Source organism: Brevibacterium sp. NPDC049920 (genome assembly GCF_040656435.1).
In the GTDB taxonomy this organism is placed as follows: domain Bacteria; phylum Actinomycetota; class Actinomycetes; order Actinomycetales; family Brevibacteriaceae; genus Brevibacterium; species Brevibacterium pityocampae.
In genome coordinates, this window is the sequence record NZ_JBFAMF010000015.1 from 40759 (window position 1) to 59268 (window position 18510).

General features: G+C 71.3%; 14 protein-coding genes and 1 pseudogene. 7 read left to right on the forward strand and 8 right to left on the reverse strand.

The annotated features are described in order from the left end of the window. The first annotated feature begins 99 nt into the window (after positions 1-99). Positions 100-1389 carry a serine--tRNA ligase gene (gene serS, locus AB0I45_RS12890; RefSeq protein ID WP_345030405.1) on the forward strand — a complete coding sequence of 430 codons (1290 nt, stop codon included), beginning with the start codon at positions 100-102 and terminating at the stop codon, positions 1387-1389. A 20-nt stretch (positions 1390-1409) separates the two neighbouring features. Further along, positions 1410-2213 carry an HAD family hydrolase gene (locus tag AB0I45_RS12895; protein ID WP_137318221.1) on the forward strand — a complete coding sequence of 268 codons (804 nt, stop codon included), beginning with the start codon at positions 1410-1412 and terminating at the stop codon, positions 2211-2213. Between the two features lie 7 nt (positions 2214-2220). Here the strand turns inward: AB0I45_RS12895 and AB0I45_RS12900 are convergent, their stop codons facing one another. The 5 genes from AB0I45_RS12900 to ilvA form a co-directional block, all read right to left on the reverse strand. After that, entirely contained in the window at positions 2221-3084 is an 864-nt protein-coding gene (locus tag AB0I45_RS12900; protein ID WP_295690362.1) for an HAD family hydrolase, read from the reverse strand. Further along, entirely contained in the window at positions 3077-3709 is a 633-nt protein-coding gene (locus AB0I45_RS12905; protein WP_295690360.1) for a hypothetical protein, read from the reverse strand. Before AB0I45_RS12905 ends, AB0I45_RS12900 begins: the two co-directional genes overlap by 8 nt. A gap of 6 nt (positions 3710-3715) precedes the next feature. Then, positions 3716-4408, reverse strand: coding sequence for a proteasome activator (locus tag AB0I45_RS12910; protein WP_295690359.1), 693 nt, complete (start codon positions 4406-4408; stop codon positions 3716-3718). Continuing rightward, the gene (locus AB0I45_RS12915; RefSeq protein ID WP_295690357.1) at positions 4405-5418 is read right to left on the reverse strand and encodes an NAD(P)H-quinone oxidoreductase; all 1014 of its coding nucleotides are present in this window, start codon (positions 5416-5418) and stop codon (positions 4405-4407) included. The genes AB0I45_RS12910 and AB0I45_RS12915 overlap by 4 nt, the downstream gene beginning before the upstream one ends. A 251-nt stretch (positions 5419-5669) precedes the next feature. Continuing rightward, positions 5670-6956 (reverse strand): threonine ammonia-lyase IlvA, encoded by a 1287-nt coding sequence (ilvA, locus tag AB0I45_RS12920; protein WP_360318694.1) that lies wholly within the window; start codon positions 6954-6956, stop codon positions 5670-5672. Between the two features lie 263 nt (positions 6957-7219). Between ilvA and AB0I45_RS12925 the strand changes: the two genes are divergently transcribed. From AB0I45_RS12925 to glgB, 4 genes and pseudogenes are all read left to right on the forward strand, one after another. After that, complete coding sequence (locus tag AB0I45_RS12925) at positions 7220-8413, forward strand: universal stress protein (RefSeq protein ID WP_137318216.1); 1194 nt, start codon at positions 7220-7222, stop codon at positions 8411-8413. Positions 8414-8601: 188 nt separating this feature from the next. Further along, positions 8602-10716, forward strand: a complete 2115-nt coding sequence (locus tag AB0I45_RS12930; RefSeq protein ID WP_360318697.1) for an alpha-1,4-glucan--maltose-1-phosphate maltosyltransferase — start codon at positions 8602-8604, stop codon at positions 10714-10716. Positions 10717-10965: 249 nt separating this feature from the next. Continuing rightward, positions 10966-13401 carry a hypothetical protein gene (locus AB0I45_RS12935; RefSeq protein WP_360318700.1) on the forward strand — a complete coding sequence of 812 codons (2436 nt, stop codon included), beginning with the start codon at positions 10966-10968 and terminating at the stop codon, positions 13399-13401. A gap of 81 nt (positions 13402-13482) precedes the next feature. Next, positions 13483-15618: pseudogene (gene glgB, locus AB0I45_RS12940) on the forward strand (1,4-alpha-glucan branching protein GlgB); the annotation flags it as partial. 162 nt (positions 15619-15780) lie between these two features. Here the strand turns inward: glgB and AB0I45_RS12945 are convergent. The 3 genes from AB0I45_RS12945 to AB0I45_RS12955 form a co-directional block, all read right to left on the reverse strand. Then, entirely contained in the window at positions 15781-16587 is an 807-nt protein-coding gene (locus AB0I45_RS12945) for a VOC family protein (RefSeq protein WP_247425617.1), read from the reverse strand. 281 nt (positions 16588-16868) lie between these two features. Next, positions 16869-17462, reverse strand: coding sequence for a hypothetical protein (locus AB0I45_RS12950; protein ID WP_360318704.1), 594 nt, complete (start codon positions 17460-17462; stop codon positions 16869-16871). Between the two features lie 149 nt (positions 17463-17611). Then, entirely contained in the window at positions 17612-18202 is a 591-nt protein-coding gene (locus tag AB0I45_RS12955) for a hypothetical protein (RefSeq protein WP_360318707.1), read from the reverse strand. Positions 18203-18294: 92 nt separating this feature from the next. Between AB0I45_RS12955 and AB0I45_RS12960 the strand changes: the two genes are divergently transcribed. After that, positions 18295-18510, forward strand: a 216-nt coding sequence (locus AB0I45_RS12960) for a hypothetical protein (RefSeq protein ID WP_360318710.1), incomplete at its 3' end; no start/stop codon positions are given.

Below are 18510 nucleotides of genomic sequence, written 5' to 3' on the forward strand. Positions count from 1 at the left end.
GCGGGCGGCCCGCTCCGCCGCCCGCTGACTTCTTGGCCCGACCACCGGCGCGCCCCGAGCGGGTCACCCCGTGTCCGCGCCGGAATGTAGGCTGGAATCGTGATCGACATCCAGCAGCTCAGAGACCATCCCGAGGCATTCAAGGCCTCCCAGCGCGCTCGCGGCGCGGAGGAGTCGCTCGTCGACGAGGTCCTCGCCGCCGATTCCGCCCGGCGCCGGGCGCTCGCCGCGTTCGAGGAGTCCCGCGCCGAGCAGAAGGCGTTCGGCAAGACCGTCGCCCAGGAGAAGGACAAGGAGGCCAAGGCGAAGCTCGTCATGCAGGCCAAGACCCTGTCCGATTCCGTCAAGGTGCTCCAGGCGGAATCCGACGAGGCCGATTTCGCCTTCGACTCTCTCGTCGCCAAGCTGCCCAACCTCATCATCGACGGGGTGCCGCCCGGTGGCGAGGAAGACTCCGTGGAGCTGCGCCGCGAGGGCACTCCGCGGGACTTCGCCGCGGAGGGCTTCGAGCCGCAGGACCACCTGGCGCTCGGCGAGAGCCTCAAGGCGATCGACACCCAGCGCGGGGCCAAGGTCTCTGGCGCGCGGTTCCACTACCTCACCGGATTCGGCGCACGGCTCGAGCTCGCGCTGCTCACCATGGCAATCGACGCCGCCCAGCAGGCCGGGTTCATCCCCGTCATCACCCCCACCCTCGTCAAGCCGGAGATCATGGCCGGCACCGGGTTCCTCGGCGAGCACGCAGACGAGATCTACCGCCTCGAAGCGGACGACCTCTTCCTCGTGGGCACATCCGAGGTGGCGCTCGCCGGGTACTACAAGGACGAGATCATCGACCTATCCGACGGCCCGATCCGGTTCGGCGGCTGGTCCTCGTGCTACCGCCGCGAGGCCGGCTCCTACGGCAAGGACACCCGTGGCATCATCCGCGTCCACCAGTTCCAGAAGGTGGAGATGTTCTCCTACGTCCCCGTCGAGCAGGCCGAGGACGAGCACCAGCGGATGCTCGCGCTCCAGGAGGACATGCTCGCCAAGTGCGAACTGCCCTACCGGGTCATCGATATCGCCGCCGGCGACCTCGGCGATTCCGCCGCTCGCAAGTACGACTGCGAGGCCTGGGTGCCCACCCAGGACACCTACCGGGAGCTCACCTCGACCTCGAACTGCACGACCTTCCAGTCGCGCCGCCTCAAGATCCGCGAGCGCGGGCCGGAGGGCACCACCCGTCCGGTGGCGACCCTCAACGGGACCATGGCGAACACCCGCTGGCTCGTGCCGCTGCTCGAGAACCACCAGCAGGCCGACGGCACCGTGCGCGTCCCGGCGGCGCTCCAGCCCTACCTCGGCGGGATGACCGCCTACGGCCCCGACGGGCCCGTGCACGCCTGATCCCCTGAACCGGAGGAAGAATGAAACCGCACATCGTGGCCCTCGACGTCGACGGCACCATCGTCGACTACGACGACATGATGACCGAGCGCGTCCGCGACACCATCACCCGGGTCGCCGAGGCCGGACATCACGTCGTCATCTCCACCGGTCGCGCGGTGAGCGGCTCCCATGAGGTCGCCAACCGACTGGGGCTCGTCGAGGGATTCGTCGTGAGCTCCAACGGCTCGGTGATCACCCGCCTGAGCCAGGACCTCGAGGACGGCTGGGAGATCTTCCACGTCGAGAGCTTCGACCCCGAGCCCGCGCTGCGCCGGATGTCGGAGGTGCTGCCGACCGCGCTCTACATGGTCGAGGACACCGAGCTCACCCGCTGGGCATCGGGCAACTTCCCTGAGGGCGAGCTCGCCTCGATCACCAACCTTCGCACGGTGCCGTTCGAGGAGCTCACCACCAAGACCGCGACACGCATCGTCATGCGCGAGCTCGAGGGCACTGACGAGGAGTTCGCCGCCGCCGTCGAACGGATCGGCCTGCACGGCGTGACCTACGCGGTGGGCTGGAGCAACTGGCTCGACATCGCCCCGGACGGGGTCTCGAAGGCGAGCGGACTGCAGATCGTGGCTCGCGAGCTCGGCATCGCACAGGAGCATACGGTGGGAGCCGGCGACGGCTCCAACGACATGGAGATGCTCGAATGGGTGGGCCACGCCATCGCGATGGGCCAGGCCGGCGACAAGCTCAAGGGCGTCGCCGATGTCGTCACCGGTTCCGTCGTCGACGACGGCCTGGCGACCGCGCTCGAGGAGTACTTCGAGCTCTGACGACTGCTCAGCGGCGGGCGGCGATGGTGCGGAGCACCTCGGCGATCCCGCCGTCGAGCACTGCGGGTGCGATGCCGTCCGCCGCCGCGAGCGCGTCCGGGTGGCCGTTCGCCATCGCGTAGCTGTGCCCCGCCCACTCGAGCATCTCGATGTCGTTGGGCATGTCCCCGAACGCCGCCACTTGATCGGCGGTGATCCCCGCCTCCGTGCACCATGCCGCGAGCGTCCGGGCCTTGGTGACGCCGTTCGCCGACAGCTCGACGAGTCCGTTGCGCGGATTGGAATGCGTGGCGTGGAGCACCGGGCCGATGACCTCGCGCACCTGCGCGAGGATCGCGTCGGAGTCCCGGGACCCGGTGCGGAGGATGACCTTGACGACGTCGCGGACTTCCGGGCTGTCCGCCGGGTCGATCCAGGTGGCGTCCGCGGGGAAGCGGGTCCGGAACCCCGGTTCGAGGAGCAGCCCGGTCAGCGTCTCGAAGCCGAGCACGGCCGCCGGCATCCGCTCGCGGACCAGCCCGACGAAATCCCGGAGCACTGCGCCGTCGACCGTGTGCGCGGTGAGCACCCGGGCCTGCGCCAGGTCGTAGACGATCGAGCCGTTCGCGCAGATCACCGGGCCGAGCTCCGGCACGGTCGCGTGGATCGGGGCGAGCCAGCGCAGCGGCCGGCCCGTGACGGGGACGAACGGGATGCCGGCACTCAGGCAGTCCCTGATCGCGGCCACGGTGGGCGCGGGGATCGGCTGCCAGTCGTGGAGGAGCGTGCCGTCGACATCGCTCGCGATGAGCCGGACGCCGGCAGGGGCCCGCGCTGCCGGGTCCGGCAGTGCGGTGGCGTGCGCCTGCTCCGGGGCCGAGAGATCAGTCATGGTGGAGTGCCCTTTCGCAGGCGTCGACTAGCGTGATGGCATCAGTGGCGTAGGAGCGCGCGGAGCGGGCGGCGGGCAGCGGGTCGGTGCCGGAGCGCAGCGCGGCTCGCGCCATCGCCGCGGCCTGACCCGCCTCGGCGGTCTTCGCCGCGGCCTTCGACAGGAGTGCGGGCAGCTGCCCGACCCGGGCCCGCACCTCGGCGGGGACGACCAGGCCGTCGAGCGGGAAGCGCGCGTGGACGGTCTCCGTCAGGGCACCGACCCGGTCCGCGAGCCCGTTGAGCACGAGCGTCTGCTGGGCGATGATCTCAGCGGACTCCGTCGCCGAGGTGACCGGTGCGTCCGCCTCCCCGGGTACGGACCCGGCCGTGGAATGGAGATCCACGGCGATCGCGTAGAACCGGTCGACGGCGCGCAGGAAGCGGTCGTGGTGCTGCCGCCACAGACCGGTCCCGAGCCGGTGATCGAGGCCCTGGGCATCAGCAGCGCGGGCACCGCCCGGACGCTCGGCGCCCCGGGCCCGGCCGCGTCCGCCCGCTGTGCTGCGCAGGGCTCCGGTCGGATCCGCCGCATGGTTGCGGGCCGCCCCGCGCAGCGCACGGGACAGCCGATCCCAGATCCCCATCGCGGCTCAGAGGTAGTTGCCGGTCCCGGAGTGGCCGTCGTCCTTGGGGTTCCCGGAGGACCGACCCTCGCCGCCCTGGGGAACGACGACCATGCCCGGGGGCAGCGCGCCCTGGGCGTTGCCCCCGCGCTGCTGGGCGAGCGCCTGCTGCGCCATGATCGCGGTCTGGATGCCGTGGAACAGGCCCTCGAGCCAGCCCACGAGCTGCGCCTGCGCGATCCGCAGCTCGCCCGCCGTCGGTGCGGATTCGCCGTCGAAGGGCAGGTTGAGGCGCTTGAGCTCATCGGCGAGCTCGGAGGACATGCCCTCGGACAGCTCGTCGATCGTGCGCCGGTAGATTTCGGCCAGGCGCGCCCGCCCGGCCTCGTCGAGCTCCATGTTCCGCACCTCTTCGAGGAGCTGTTTGGCCATGGTGCCGATGCGCATGACCTTGCCCGGCTCGGAGACCGCGACCTCGCCGCTGTCGTCGTCCTCGCCGTCGGGGCCGGCGTTCCCGGAACCGGCGTCCCCGGATTCGGAGGAGCCGGTGTCACCGGCGTCGCTGGGGGTGTGCGCGCCGGACGGCTGGTCGGTCTCGGTCGGGTCGGCTGCCGGATCCGGCAGCCGGTCCTCGGCCGCGGGCCGGGGCGCCTCTGCGGGGGTGGTGAAGGGCGCCTCGGGCGCGTTCTGCCGGGGCTGCCCGGTCGTCTCGTCCGTCATCGCACACCTTCCACATCGAGGAGGACCTTGCCGATGCTGTCGCCGTTCTCCAGCAGCTGCTGGGCCTCGCCCGCGTCGGCGAGCGGGAGCACCGAATGGATGATCGGCTTGATCGTGCCGTCGGCCACGAGCGGCCACACGTCGCGGCGCACCTGCTCGACGATCGCGGCCTTCTGGCGGCCGGGGCGGGCGCGCAGCGTGGTGCCCATGACGGACTTGCGGGCGCGCATGAGGGCGTTGAGGTTGATCTCGGCCTTGACCCCGCCCTGCAGGCCGATGATCATCAGCCGGCCGTCGTCGGACAGCGCCTTGATGTTGCGCTCGAGGTACTTCGCGCCGATGAGGTCGAGGATGACGTCCGCGCCCGGCCTCGCACCGGCCGCCTCCTGGTCCGCTGCGGTGATCGCGCGGATGCGCTCGACGAAGTCCTCCTCGCGGTAGTTGATGACGGCGTCCGCACCGAGCTCGGTGCAGAAGTCCGCCTTGCGCTGGGAGCCGACGGTGACCGCGACCTTGGCACCGAGTGCCCTGGCGAGCTGGATCGCCGCGGTGCCGATCCCGGAGCCGCCGCCGTGGGCGAGCAGCCACTCGCCGGGCAGGAGCCGGGCGGCGGCGAAGACATTGGAATGGACGGTGCAGAGGGCCTCGGGCAGGGCTGCGGCCTCCTGCAGGGTGAGGTTCTCCGGGACGGGGAGCAGCTGCCCGGCCGGCACATCGACGATCTCCGCATAACCGCCGCCGGTGAGGAGGGCCGCCACGTGCTGGCCGACCTCCCAGTCGGTGACCTCGGCGCCGAGCTCGATGATCGTGCCGGACACCTCGAGCCCGGGGATCCGGGTCGCGCCCTCCGGCGGGTCGTAATGGCCCTGCCGCTGGAGGATGTCGGCGCGATTGACACCGGCGGTGTGGACCTTGACGAGGACGGAGCCGGGTGCCAGGTCCGGGACCGGCGCCTCGTCGAGGACCAGGGCGGCGGGCCCGCCGGGATTCGGGATCGTGATTGCGAACATGTCCTCAGCCTAGCGACAGATGGGGACGCGGCGCAGGGCCGGCTGCCCGGGAACTGCCCCGGAACCGTCCGGGAGCGAACGGGATGCGGCCGGGATGCGGCTCGGAGGCGTCCGGGGCTCGGGCGACCGGAGCGGATCCGGAGGGTGCGGTGCCGGGTGTGACCGGAGCGGATCCGGGGGTGGCGATGCCGGGCGTGACCGTGCAAAGAATCGCGGAATCGCTCTCAGGAACCGTCGAGAATTGAGAGGTGTCAGACGAACATGCGGAAGAGCGGGGAGTCCTGGGGGACCTTCTCGATCTGCAGCGGCGAGGCGTCCATCCGCTCGAGCAGGCCGGCCAGATCGTCCGGACGCCCCAGGGTGATGCCGACGAATGCCGGGCCGGTCTCCCGGTCGGAGCGCTTGACGTAGTCGAACAGCGCGATGTCGTCGTCGGGTCCGAGCACCTCGTCGAGGAAGCGGCGCAGCGCGCCGGGCTCCTGCGGGAAGTTCACGATGAAGTAGTGCTTGAGGCCCTCGTGGACGAGGGACCGCTCGAGGACCTCCGAATACCGTGAGATGTCGTTGTTCCCGCCGCTCACCAGGCACACGACGGTCGACCCCGGGCGCACGGTGATCGGGGCGGCCGAACCGGGTGCGCCGATCGCCGCCGAGGCGAGCGCCCCGGCGGGCTCGGCGATGATGCCGTCGACCTGGTAGAGGTCGAGCATCTCCGAGGCGGTCCGGCCCTCGGGCACCGGCTCGATCGGCAGGCCGAGCGCCTGGATCATCCGGAAGGTGATCTCGCCGGCGCGGCGCACCGCGGCACCGTCGGCGAACGAGTCGATGTCCTCGAGGGTGACCGGCAGGCCCGCGGCGAGCGCGGCGATCATCGAGGCGGCACCCTCCGGCTCGGCACCGATGACCGTCGTGTCGGGCATGTGCTCCGCGGCGTAGGCGGCGATCCCGGCGAGCACCCCGCCGCCGCCCACCGGCACGATGATCGCGTCGGGCTCAGCGGGCAGCTGGGCGTGGATCTCGGCTGCGATCGTGCCCTGCCCGGCGATCGTGCGCGGATCGTCGAACGCGGACACGAGCAGCGCCCCGGTGCGGGCGGCGCACACTTTGGCGAGGTCGGAGGCGTCGTCGTAGGTCGAGCCGTCGATGACGACCTCGACGTCCTCCCCGCCGAAGTGCCGGATCCGGTCGATCTTCTGACGCGGGGTGGTCTTGGGCACGAAGATCACACCGGCGATGTCGAGCTCGTTGCAGGCCCGCGCGAAGCCCTGCGCGTGATTGCCGGCCGAGGCGCACACGACGCCGCGGGCGCGTTCGGCGGCGGTGAGCTGGAGCATGAAGTTGAAGGCCCCGCGGATCTTGTACGAGCGGACCGCCTGGAGGTCCTCGCGCTTGAGGTAGACCGTGGCCCCGGTCGCCTCCGACAGGCGCTCCGAGACATGGAGGGGGGAGGTGATCACGGAGTCCGCGATGCGCGCGGCGGCGGCCTCCACCTCGGTCGCGGTGACGAGCTCGCTGGTCGTCGCTTCGTTGATGAGCACCCCACCATTGTGGCCCTCGCACCCGGTCAGTACCAACCTTCGGACAACGTCCGCTCGCACTGTGGGATCGGCGGGGGGTGCCGGCAGGGTGCGGGCGAGGCGCGCTCGGGAGCGGACGAGGAGCCGCCGAGGGTCCGCCGAGGGGTCGCAGGTCCACGGTGTGAGAACGCGGTGACGGTGACGTGGACCACTCGACGGGGCTGCGGATCCGGCACGTACCCTTGTCGGGAGGCACCGATGGCGATGCCGCGAGGAGGAGCATCATGGCACCGGACACCTCCGGCCGGGAACCAGCGGCCGGCACCCCTGACCCTGTTGCGCGGGCTGCGGCCCTCGTCGGCGTGGACGGCTCCCTCAACGCCTCGCGCGCCTTCGACATCGCACTCGGGATCGCGTCGAGCCGCGACCTCGACATCGAGCTCGTCGGCGCCTTCACCTACCCGTTCTCCTACGTCGATCCCACCGACCCCGCCGTCGCCGACGAGCGCGCGGAGTTCCGGCGGGCCGTCGAGGCCCGGATCCGTGAGGCGACGGACCCGCTCGTCGCCCGCGCGGCGGACGCCGGCGTCGGGACCCGGCTCGAGATCCGCGAGGGGGATGCGGCCGGCGTCCTCATGCGGGCGAGCGAGGACGCGGTGTTCGGCGTCGTCGGCAAGCGCGGCCGGACCCCGTTCGGCGGGCGGTTCATGGGCAGCGTGTCCTCCTCCTTCGTGTCCCATGCGCGCTGTCCGGTCCTCGTCGTGCCCGAGGCCTGGACCGGCGAGCCGGCTCAGGCGGCCGATGCCCCCGAGGTCGAGGGAGTCGCCGGCGAGCCGGTGCCCGCGATCACCGCCGAGCTCCGCGCCCGCTCACCCGAGGCCGAGGTGCCCGCGCCTGCCCCTGCCGAAGATCCCGGTGCCTCTGGCACACCGGACACTGCCGAACCCTCCGCCGCCGGCGGGCGTTCCGGCGCTCCGGAAGCCTCCGTTGCCCCGGCCGCGGGGACCTCGCCGGTCCCGCCCGACCTCGACTTCGCCGGTGCGATCGTGCTCGCCGTCGACCCCGGCGACACGCGCAGCGACCTCGTACAGCGGGCCGCGGACTGGGCGGAGGAGGCCGGCCGCAGGCTCGCCCTCGTCTCCGCCCTCGCACTCGGCGTCGAATCGAGCACCTGGGTGCCCACCCGCAGCCAGCGGCCCCTGCTCGAAGCACCCCGGGTGCGCGGTGCCGCGGTCGGCCGCCTCAAGGAGATCGCCACCGCGGTCGCGGACTCCCACCCCGGCCTGCCGGTCGAATGGCGGTTCTACGACGGGCTGCCCGCCGAGGTCATCGGCGAGGCGACCCGGACCGCCTCGCTCGTCGTCATCGGCAGCCGGGGTCGCGGCGGGTTCGCCGGGCTGCTGCTCGGCTCCGTCAGCCGCGCCGTCCTCGCCCGCGCGGTGTGCCCCGTCCTCGTCGTGCCGGCACCGCGGGGCTGACGGCACCGGGTCGGCAGGCGCCGAGGCGGGACGGCGCCGGATCGAGCCGCGCCGGGTCGGGACGGTGCCGGGACGGGACGGCGCCGAGTCGAGCCGCGCCGGGCTCGCCGTCACCGGCCCACGGACCGACCCCACCACCGGCCCGGAGGCATTCACACCGCATTCATCGCGCCGCTAGGGTGATGACCATGAGCCGTCCTAACGTGTCGCACGTGAGCACCCATTTCTCCCGCATCCCGATCCTCGACCCGCAGCCGCTCGTCGAGGGCGGCGTGTTCCCCGCGAAGGCGATCGTCGGCGAGACCGTGCCCGTCGCCGCCACGGTGTTCCGCGAGGGTCACGACATCATCGGCGTCAACGCCGTGCTCAGCGACGACACCGGGCGCGAGGTGCACCGCTCACTGCTCTTCAACACGATCGAGGACGTCGACCGCTACTCCGGCTTCGTCGTGCCGCGGGCCACCGGCCTCCATCACATCGTCATCGAGGGCTGGGGCGACGACTTCGCCACCTGGAAGCACCGCGCCGAGATCAAGATCTCCGCCGGCACCGACGTCGAGCTCATGCTCGCCGAAGGGGTCGAGCTCCTCGACGCTTACCGGAAGGCGCCGGGCCGGGTGGCCCGCGACCGCGACATCCTCAAGGAGGCGCTCGGGCACCTCGAGTCCTCCCACGGCGAACCGCTCGAACGCCTGCAGCGCGCGCTCAGCCCCGCGCTCCTCGAGCTCATGACGCGCCGGCCGATCCGTTCGCTCATCTCCCGCTCCGCGCCGCTGCCGCTCCTGGTCTCCCGCCCGCTGGCCGGCAATGCCGCCTGGTACGAGTTCTTCCCCCGGTCCGAGGGGGCGCACTACGATCCGGAGTCGAAGACCTGGACCTCGGGCACTCTCCGCACCGCCGCGGAGAGCCTGCAGCGCGTCGCGGACATGGGATTCGACGTCATCTACCTGCCGCCCATCCACCCGATCGGCGAGGTCAACCGCAAGGGCCCGAACAACACGCTGACGGCCGGTCCGGAGGACCCGGGCTCGCCCTGGGCGGTCGGGTCGAAGGCCGGCGGCCACGACGCGATCCACCCCGAGCTCGGCACCGTCGCGGACTTCGAGCACTTCGTGACCCGCGCCCACGAGCTCGGCCTCGAGGTGGCGCTCGACCTCGCGCTCCAGGCCGCCCCCGACCACCCCTGGGCCACGGAGCACCCCGAGTACTTCACCACCCAGCTCGACGGCAGCATCGCCTACGCGGAGAACCCGCCCAAGAAGTACCAGGACATCTACCCGCTCAACTTCGACAACGACTACAAGGGCCTGCGCAAGGAGATCCTGCGGATCGTGCGGCTGTGGATCTCCCGCGGCGTCACGATCTTCCGCGTCGATAACCCCCACACCAAGCCGTTGCGCTTCTGGGAGTGGCTCATCCGCAAGGTCAACGCCGACCACCCCCACGTCGTGTTCCTCGCCGAGGCGTTCACCCGTCCGGCGATGATGCAGTCGCTCGCCAAGGCCGGCTTCCAGCAGTCGTACTCGTACTTCACCTGGCGCAATACCAAGGAGGAGATCGAGGACTACCTCACCGAGCTGCGCGACGACACCGGTGCGTTCCTGCGCCCGAACTTCTTCGTCAACACTCCGGACATCCTCACCGAGTACCTGCAGTACGGCGGGCCGGCGGCCTTCCGGATCCGTGCGGCGCTCGCGGCCACCTCGTCCCCGCTGTGGGGCATGTACGCCGGCTTCGAGCTCTACGAGCACGTCGCCCGGCCCGGGGCGGAGGAGTACATCGACAACGAGAAGTACGAGTTCAAGGACCGCGACTTCGCCGGGGCGCTCGCCGAGGGCCGGTCGCTCGCGCCCTACGTCACCCGGCTCAATGCGATCCGGCGCGCCCACGCGGCGCTCGGGGAGCTGCGCAACATCACCTTCCACACCTCGGACGACGATGCGGTGCTCGTGTTCTCCAAGCGCACCGGCGAGGACGTCCTCATCGTCGTCCTCAACGTCGACCCGCATGCCACCCGGGAGACCATGGTCCACCTCGATCTCGACGCGCTGCGGCCGTTCTCCCTCTTCACCGAGGCACCCCCCGGCCACACGACGATCGCCCCCGACGACGTCGAGCACCCCGAGGGCAAGGTCGAGTACCACCCGCCGGTGCCGCTGCCGGCCTCCCGCACGGCCACGGAGTTCGAGGCCCACGACCTCATCACCGAGCAGACATGGACGTGGGGCGCGGACAACTACGTCCGCCTCGACCCGCGCGACGAGCCCGCCCACATCCTCGAGGTGCGCTGGCCGCAGGACTGAGCGCCGGCCGCCGGTCGGTGCCCGCCCCCAGGGAAGGGAGCCGGCCGAGGGGCCCGGATCCGGCTGCAGGGATGGGTGCCGGCCGCGGGGCGCCGAACCGGCTGCACGACCGAGCGTGGGCCGCAGGGGGGTTCGTTCCCATGATCGGACCGGGCAGGCGAATCCGCAGGTCGCGGGGCGCGTTCGTCCGCGTGCGCCGTCGCCTTCGCTAGAGTGGGGGCAGGCATTTCAACGGCAAGGGGGACATCGGTGGCCATCAGCAGTGATCTGGAGCAGCTGCTCTCCTCGTGGTTGCCGCGCCAGGGGTGGTTCCCCAAGCTCGAGACCGAGCTCGGGGCCGACCCGGACATCACCCCGATGTCCGTCACCCAGCTCTTCGAGTTCGACACCGACGCGGTCGCGGGTGCGAACCACGACGCCCCCGGGACCGTATCGCCGGACGCGGATCCGGCAGGCGGCTCCGCGGCCGAGGCGCCCCTCGCCGAACGATCGAGCGCCGACCGCACCGACCCCGGACGCGCCGACTCCCCGCGCACCGGTGCCGGGCGTGCGGGCACCGAGACCGAGCACTACCGCATCATCGACAACCGCACGCCGCAGCCGGAACCGGCGGCGCAGCTCCCGGCCGCCGGCGCTTCGCCCACCCCCGGTCCGCTGCGGGCGTTCGGCACCGTGCAGGGCCACCAGGCGATCATCTCCGTGGGCGACGGCCGCACCCTGCGCCGCCTCAACATCCCCCTGTCGTTCCGCACGCAGGAGGACTACGCGCTCCGTCCGCATCTCATCGGCACCGTCGACGACATCACGCTCGGCCGCTGCTACGTCTACGACGGCACCGCCGACCCCGTGTTCGTCCTCGCCTACGCTCAGGCCATGGCGACCGGTCACCGGTTCCAGGGCGGTCAGGTGCAGGCCGATCGCGTCGGCGAGCACGAGCACCCCTTCACCCGGCTCGGCGATCTCGAGTCGCTCCTGGCCCACTCCGAGGTCATCCGGCTCGGGCTCATCGACAGCCGCACGAACGAGTCGAGCGTCGTCATCGACGACCCGGCCGAACCCTGCGTGCTCACCTTCTTCCGCGTCATCCGCCCTGGTCTGAGCTCCGCGGTGCGGATCCCGGTCGCACTCACCGAAGCCGAATCCGGGGCCGTGCCCGAGGTCATCGGCTGGTCGGCCGGCCGCTGGTTCGACGCCGCCGACCTCGACACCCAGAGCGCCCCCCTGGCGATCCTCAGCCGCACCGAGCGCGAATCGCAGCCCGCCTGGCGCGAGGCCGTCGAGATCGCCTGCACCGTGGACTCCGGCTCGCTCGGCTCCTACAACAAGCGGGCGATGGCGCTCGGCGCCCGGGTGGGCGAACTCCACCTCGACCTCGCTGCGGAGTTCGGCGTTGTGCGCAGCACCGGCGAACCCACCGCGGACTGGGTGAAGAAGTGGCAGGAGCGGGTGGACTGGGCGCTCGCCCGGGCTCCGCTCGCCCTCGGATCTCTCGGCACCCGCCTGCGCGCCCACCGGGATGCGCTCGGCGAGCTCACGACGCTGGGCGGACTGCAGCGGATCCACGGGGAGCTCACCCTCAACCAGGTGGTGACGAGCCCCGCTGCCGGCTTCCGGGTGGTGAACTTCTCCGAGGACACGCAGGAGTTCCCCAAGCCCCCGGCGATCGACCTCGTCGCCCTGCTCCGCAGCATCGACTACGCCGCCGGCTACGCCCGGCTCCGCCGCACCGGCGCCCTCGAGCTCGACGCGCAGCCCGTGGTGCTCGGATTCTCCGGCCTCGAGGAATCGGGCGAGTCCATGCAGGAGGTCGTCGACTCCCCGGAGTACCTGTGGTCCTCGCAGGCGCAGAACTCGCTCCTCACCGGCTACTCGCACGCGGTCAACGCCTCCGTCGGCCTCCACGACCCGGTGCTGCGCGCGGTGCTCGTCGACCGCCTCCTCGTCGAGGTCGTCACCGAGCTCCGCAACCGCCCCACCTGGCTCATCGTCCCGCTCGCGACGCTCACCCTGCTGCTCGGCGGCCGGCTCGAGCACGACGTGCCCACCGCGGACGAGGAGGGCGCCGCCCGCGCCTGGGCCGCCCCGGCCACCGCCGCGGAGGTCAGCGCCGAGCAGTTCTCGCAGGCCTCGGTGGACCAGGTTCCCGTCATCCCGCCCGAAAAGGACCGCACCCGGGGGGAGACTCCCACGCAGGCGGAGGCCTCGCAGGGGATCTCCGCGAATGCGGCCCCTGTAAAGGCGGCCGTCGCAGGCGAGGTGGCTCCCACGAAGGAACCCGGTGGGGAGCCGGCGTCAGCTGAGCCGGGTCCCGGACCGGTCGAGAACGTCGACCCGGAGCTTGTTTCGGGCGCGGATCCCGTGCCTGCCGGGGGTCCGGAGCCGGCCCCGGCCTCGGACACGGCCCCTGCCTCGGACGCGGCCCCTGCCTCGGACACGGCCCCTGCCTCGGACACGGCGACTCCGGAGCCGGCTCCCGCCTCGGCTCCGGCACCCGCACCCGCGGACCCTGTGCCGGGAGCCTTCGTCGGCATGACGGCGGACCCCGACGACCCGGACGACGAGTTCGACCTGGAGGTCGCGGAGCCGCCCGCACCTTCGCGCCCCGACACCGACCCGACGGTGGACGCCGCGCCCCCGATGCCGGCGCGGCCGCCCGCCCCGCCGCGCTTCGGATTCGACCGCTGACGCGGACCACCCCAGACGCGGATCCGCGCACAGGAGGACGACGGAACCATGAGCGAACTCACCCCCGAACTGCTCGACACGATCGCAGCGGGAGCGCACTACGACCCGCACCGCGAGCTCGGCGCCCACCGCCTCGACGCGGAGCACGTCGTCGTGCGCACCGTCGCCCACATGGCCGACTCCGTCGCCGTAGTCGTCGACGGCGAGCACATCCCTGCCGAACACGTGCGCAGCGGCGTCTGGGAGGCCCGCCTGACCCGGGCCGACGTCCCCGATTACCGGCTGTCGATCGACTGGGGCTCCGGCCCCGTCGTGACCGACGACCCCTACCGCTTCCTCCCCACCGTCGGAGAGCTCGACCTCCACCTCATCTCCGAGGGACGCCACGAGAAGCTGTGGACGGTCCTCGGCGCGCATCGCCGCACCTACGACGGGCTCGGCGGCCCTGCGATCTCCGGCACGAGCTTCGCCGTGTGGGCACCGAACGCCCGCGCGGTCCAGGTGATCGGGAGCTTCAACGGCTGGGACGGCCGTGCTCATGCGATGCGCTCGCTCGGTGCCACCGGCGTGTGGGAGATCTTCGTCCCCGGCCTCGGCACCGGCGAGATCTACAAGTTCCGGATCCTCACCCTCGGCGGCCGCTGGGTGGAGAAGGCCGACCCGCTCGCCCGGGCCGCCGAGGTGCCGCCGGGCACCGCCTCGGTGATCGCCGACTCGGAGTACACCTTCCGCGACGCCGGCTGGATCGCCGCGCGCGACGCCTCGGTCCCGGCCGACCGCCCGATGGCCACCTATGAGGTCCACCTCGGCTCCTGGCGCCTGGGCCTGGGCTACCGGGAGCTCGCCCGCGAGCTGGTCGACTACGTGTCCGAGCTCGGCTTCACCCACGTCGAATTCATGCCCGTCGCCGAACACCCCTTCGGCGGTTCCTGGGGGTACCAGGTCACCTCGTACTACGCCCCGACCTCCCGGTTCGGCTCCCCGGACGAGTTCCGTCACCTCGTCGATGCGCTCCACGAGGCCGGGATCGGAGTCGTCCTCGACTGGGTGCCCGCCCACTTCCCCAAGGACGAGTTCGCGCTCGCCCGGTTCGACGGCGAGCCGCTCTACGAGCACCCGGACCCGCGGCGCGGCGAGCACCCCGACTGGGGCACGCTGATCTTCGACTACGGCCGGCCCGAGGTGCGGAACTTCCTCGTCGCGAACGCGCTGTACTGGATCGAGGAGTTCCACATCGACGGGCTGCGCGTCGACGCGGTCGCCTCGATGCTCTACCTCGACTACTCGCGTGAGGACGGCCAGTGGCTGCCCAACGAGCACGGCGGGCGGGAGAACCTCGACGCGATCGCGCTGCTCCAGGAGGTCACCGCGACGGTCGGCAAGAAGCACCCCGGGGTCGCGATCATCGCCGAGGAGTCGACCGCGTTCCCCGGTGTCACCGCACCGACGTCCGGCGGCGGACTGGGCTTCGACCTCAAGTGGAACATGGGGTGGATGCACGATTCGCTCGGCTACATCGGACGCGACCCGATGTACCGCAGCTGGCACCACAACGACATCACCTTCTCGCTCGTCTACGCCTTCAGCGAGCAGTACGTGCTCCCCATCTCCCACGACGAGGTGGTCCACGGCAAGGGCTCGCTGCTCGCCCGGTTCCCCGGGGACCGCTGGCAGCAGCTCGCCGGGGTGCGCTCCTTCTTCGCGTACCAGTGGGCGCACCCGGGCAAGAAGCTCGTGTTCATGGGCTCGGAGTTCGGCCAGGAGGCCGAGTGGTCCGAGCAGCACGGCCTCGACTGGTGGGTGGCAGACATCCCCGGCCACCGCGGGGTGCAGCGGCTCGTGGCCGACCTCAATCAGCTGTACCAGGACACCCCGGCGCTGTGGGAGCAGGACGGGGTGCATGCCGGGTTCCAGTGGCTCAACGGGGCCGACTCCGGGAACTCCGTGCTGTCCTTCGTCCGCTGGTCGACCTCCGGGGAGCCGCTCGTGTGCGTGGTGAACTTCTCCGGGCGGACGCTGAGCGACTACCGCATCCCGCTGCCGTTCGGCGGGGTGTGGACCGAGCGCCTCAATACCGACGCCGAGGCCTACGGCGGCTCCGACGTGGGCAACATGGGGTGGATCGACGGCGAGCCCGGGGGATTCAACGGCTTCGACGCCTCCGCCGAGGTCACCGTGCCCGCCCTCGGCGCCCTGCACTTCACCCCCGGGCGCTGAGCCCGCTCAGCACCGCGAACTGCGCGGTATCCGAGACCGAGCACGCAATTGCGCGGTCGCATTCGGATACCGCGCAGTCCGTGCTCGATGTCACCCCGTGGTTCGCGCTCCGTGCAGGATCTGCGACCGCGCGCGGTGCTTAGATCGGTCTCCCCGCGCCGGTCACTTGCCGCCGATGGCGAAGATCGTGGCTCCCCGGGGGTCGGCGAAGGCGGAGATGAAGCCGTAGGGCGAGGGGTCGGCATCCATCATCGCGAACGCGCCGAGGTCGACCGCGCGGCGCAGCGTGTCACCGGCGGAGTCGACGAGGTAGCACGTGTTCCAGGTGCTCGGCTGCTCGGGTGGGTACACCTGGGACACGTCCATCATCCCGAACAGGTAGTCGCCCTCGGGTCCCTTCGCGCTCGCATAGGTGTAGGGGAATCCCTCGGGCTGCTCGAACTCGACGCCGAGCCAGCGGCTGTAGAAGGCCCGGGCCGCGTCGAAGTCCTTGGTGTGCAGGTCGAACCAGGCAGGGCAGCCGGGCTGGGCGGCCGCCCCGAACCCGCGATGCGTGCCGGGCTGCCACAGCCCGATGACCGCGCCGGCGGGGTCGTGGAGCAGCGCCATCGTGCCCTGCTCACCGACGTCGGTCGGCTCAATGATCGCGGTGGCGCCCAGGTGGAGTGCCTCGTCGAAACTCTGCTCGATGTCGTCGAAGTGGAGATAGAGGTGCCAGACGGAGCGCTGGGACCCGGCGTCGTGGTGCGCCGGAGCGTCGGAGGGCGAGGTGTCGTCCATCGCAGCGCCGAGGCCGGCGACGGCGACCGGTCCGGAGTCGGTGCGCGCGGATGCGATGCGGTAGTCGCCGTGTTCCGGTCCCTGGGATTCGATGTCCCAGCCGAAGACCTCGCGGTAGAACGTCACCGAGGCGTCGACCTCGGGTGTGCTGAGCCCGGCCCAGCAGGGCTGTCCGTTGATGAAATCCATGGCGATCCTCCTGCTCGGGAACGGTGCGTGCTTCCAGTGTGCCCCCGAAAGCGCCGGCCAGGGTGGTGCCGAAGCGAGAGTTCACCTTGCGCCGCAGGTGGGCGGGGTGAGCCGGGTCGTTCAGCCGACCCGGGCGGAGCCGTCGGCGCGGGCGGTGGCGCGGGCGTGGTCCTGTCATCGAACTGCGCGGTATCCGAAGGGCGCCGCGCAATTGCGCGCTCGGTTTCGGATACCGCGCAGTCGGGTGTCGCCGAGCCGCCGGCGCCCCGAACCTACAGCACTCACAGGAGGCCCATGCGCATGAGCGCGCGGCGGAACCGGTGGACATCGATGACGTCGGCCCACGTGAGTCGCGCGACCGTGTACCCGCATTCGCGGATGCGCTGTTCGCGCTCCTTCTCGTCGAGCAGGACGTCGCGCCGCATGAGGTTGGGATCCGCGGCGGACGCGTACTTGCCCAGCCCGTCGACCTCGATGACCAGTCGTCTGCTCTGAAGCAGGAAGTCCACCTGCGCGACGCGGAACCCGTGCCGATCCTCGATCCACACCTGCTGCTGGACTCCCTCGACGCCGAGGTGGTGGAACCCCACAGTGGCCAAGCTCTCCGCCGGTGATTCGGCGAGCCCGGTCGCCCACTCGAATGCAGTGAGGAGTCGACGACGCCCGGGACCGTGGCCGGTCGATTCGATGATCTCAGCGAGCGTCTCCCTGCGGGCTGCGATCGCCTCGGGCTCCGGCGGGAACTCGCCCCTGCGCCGGTCCGCAGCACCGACGCGTTCGCCGCGGTCGAGGAAGGCGTCGAGCGCGACGACACCGGTCTGGATGCCGCTGTCGCGAGCCAGGTCGACCACGGTGCGCGCTCGTGTGGTGATCATCCGATCGGCACCGGCCGTCGCTGCGGATCCTGATTCGGTCGAAGGCGCCTGCGGCGAGAGCGATCGTATCGATGCACCCGTGGACCGGATGGCCGCCGTCGCCGGGCCGGGCCCGTGAATGGCCGCCGCAGAGCCGGTCGCCACGACCCTCACTGTTGAGCGATCCGGGGCAGGCGTCCCGGTGGTTCCCGGGTTATCGGGGGCTGGTACTGGCGGCGCCGGCAGGGCGGGCGCCTCGGCGGCTGTCTGATCGTCGAGTGCGGGTGATCGGTGAGCGAGGACCTCGATGATGGACATCGTGTGCGCAGCGTCCACGATGCGCTGGCGCCGGTGGATCGATCTCGCGCTGCGGCTGCGCCGGGGTTGACCAGCTCGATGCGGTTCGGCTCCGGGCCGATGTACGGAATCCCGAGAAGCAGACCAGCGGAGCGGTGGCTCACCGTGTCATCCGGACACAGCGATTCGTGGGCGAGCACCCAGCCGAGGTGGCGCTGTCGGAGGTAACGCCGCCAGCGCGGGTCGCTGCTGCGGGGTGTGCCCACCGCGGATCCGCGCGGGCGCAGACCTCCCGGGTCGTCGACGAAGTACCCGAACGGGCGATGCCCAGGGACACCGCACTGCGAGATGACTTCGAAGACTCCGTGCGACAGGCGGTCGATGCAGCAGGACAGCGCGGTTCGGATGCGATGTTCAGCCGAGGGGTGATGGGCGATGTCGCGATACGTGAAGACGTTGTACATGCGCCGATGGTGCGTGCGGTCGAGCGCGACGGGAAGTGCGGCGACGGCGATGTGGATACGGGTGCTCGTTCCACAGGCGAGGAGTCGCAGCCGTGAGCAGGGATTCCACACGTGCACCGCACATCGGTGGGGTCGAGCACGAGCCGACTGCGCGGTATCCGGTGATCACCGCGCAATTGCGTGTTCGGTTTCGGATACCGCGCAGTTGGGCGGAGTGTCAAATCCCGGGTTTAGTTGAGGCTGAACGGTTGTTCTGTATTCAGGCTGCGTTGCCGATGGTCTGGTTCTCGGCGAAATGTGTGGCCTCG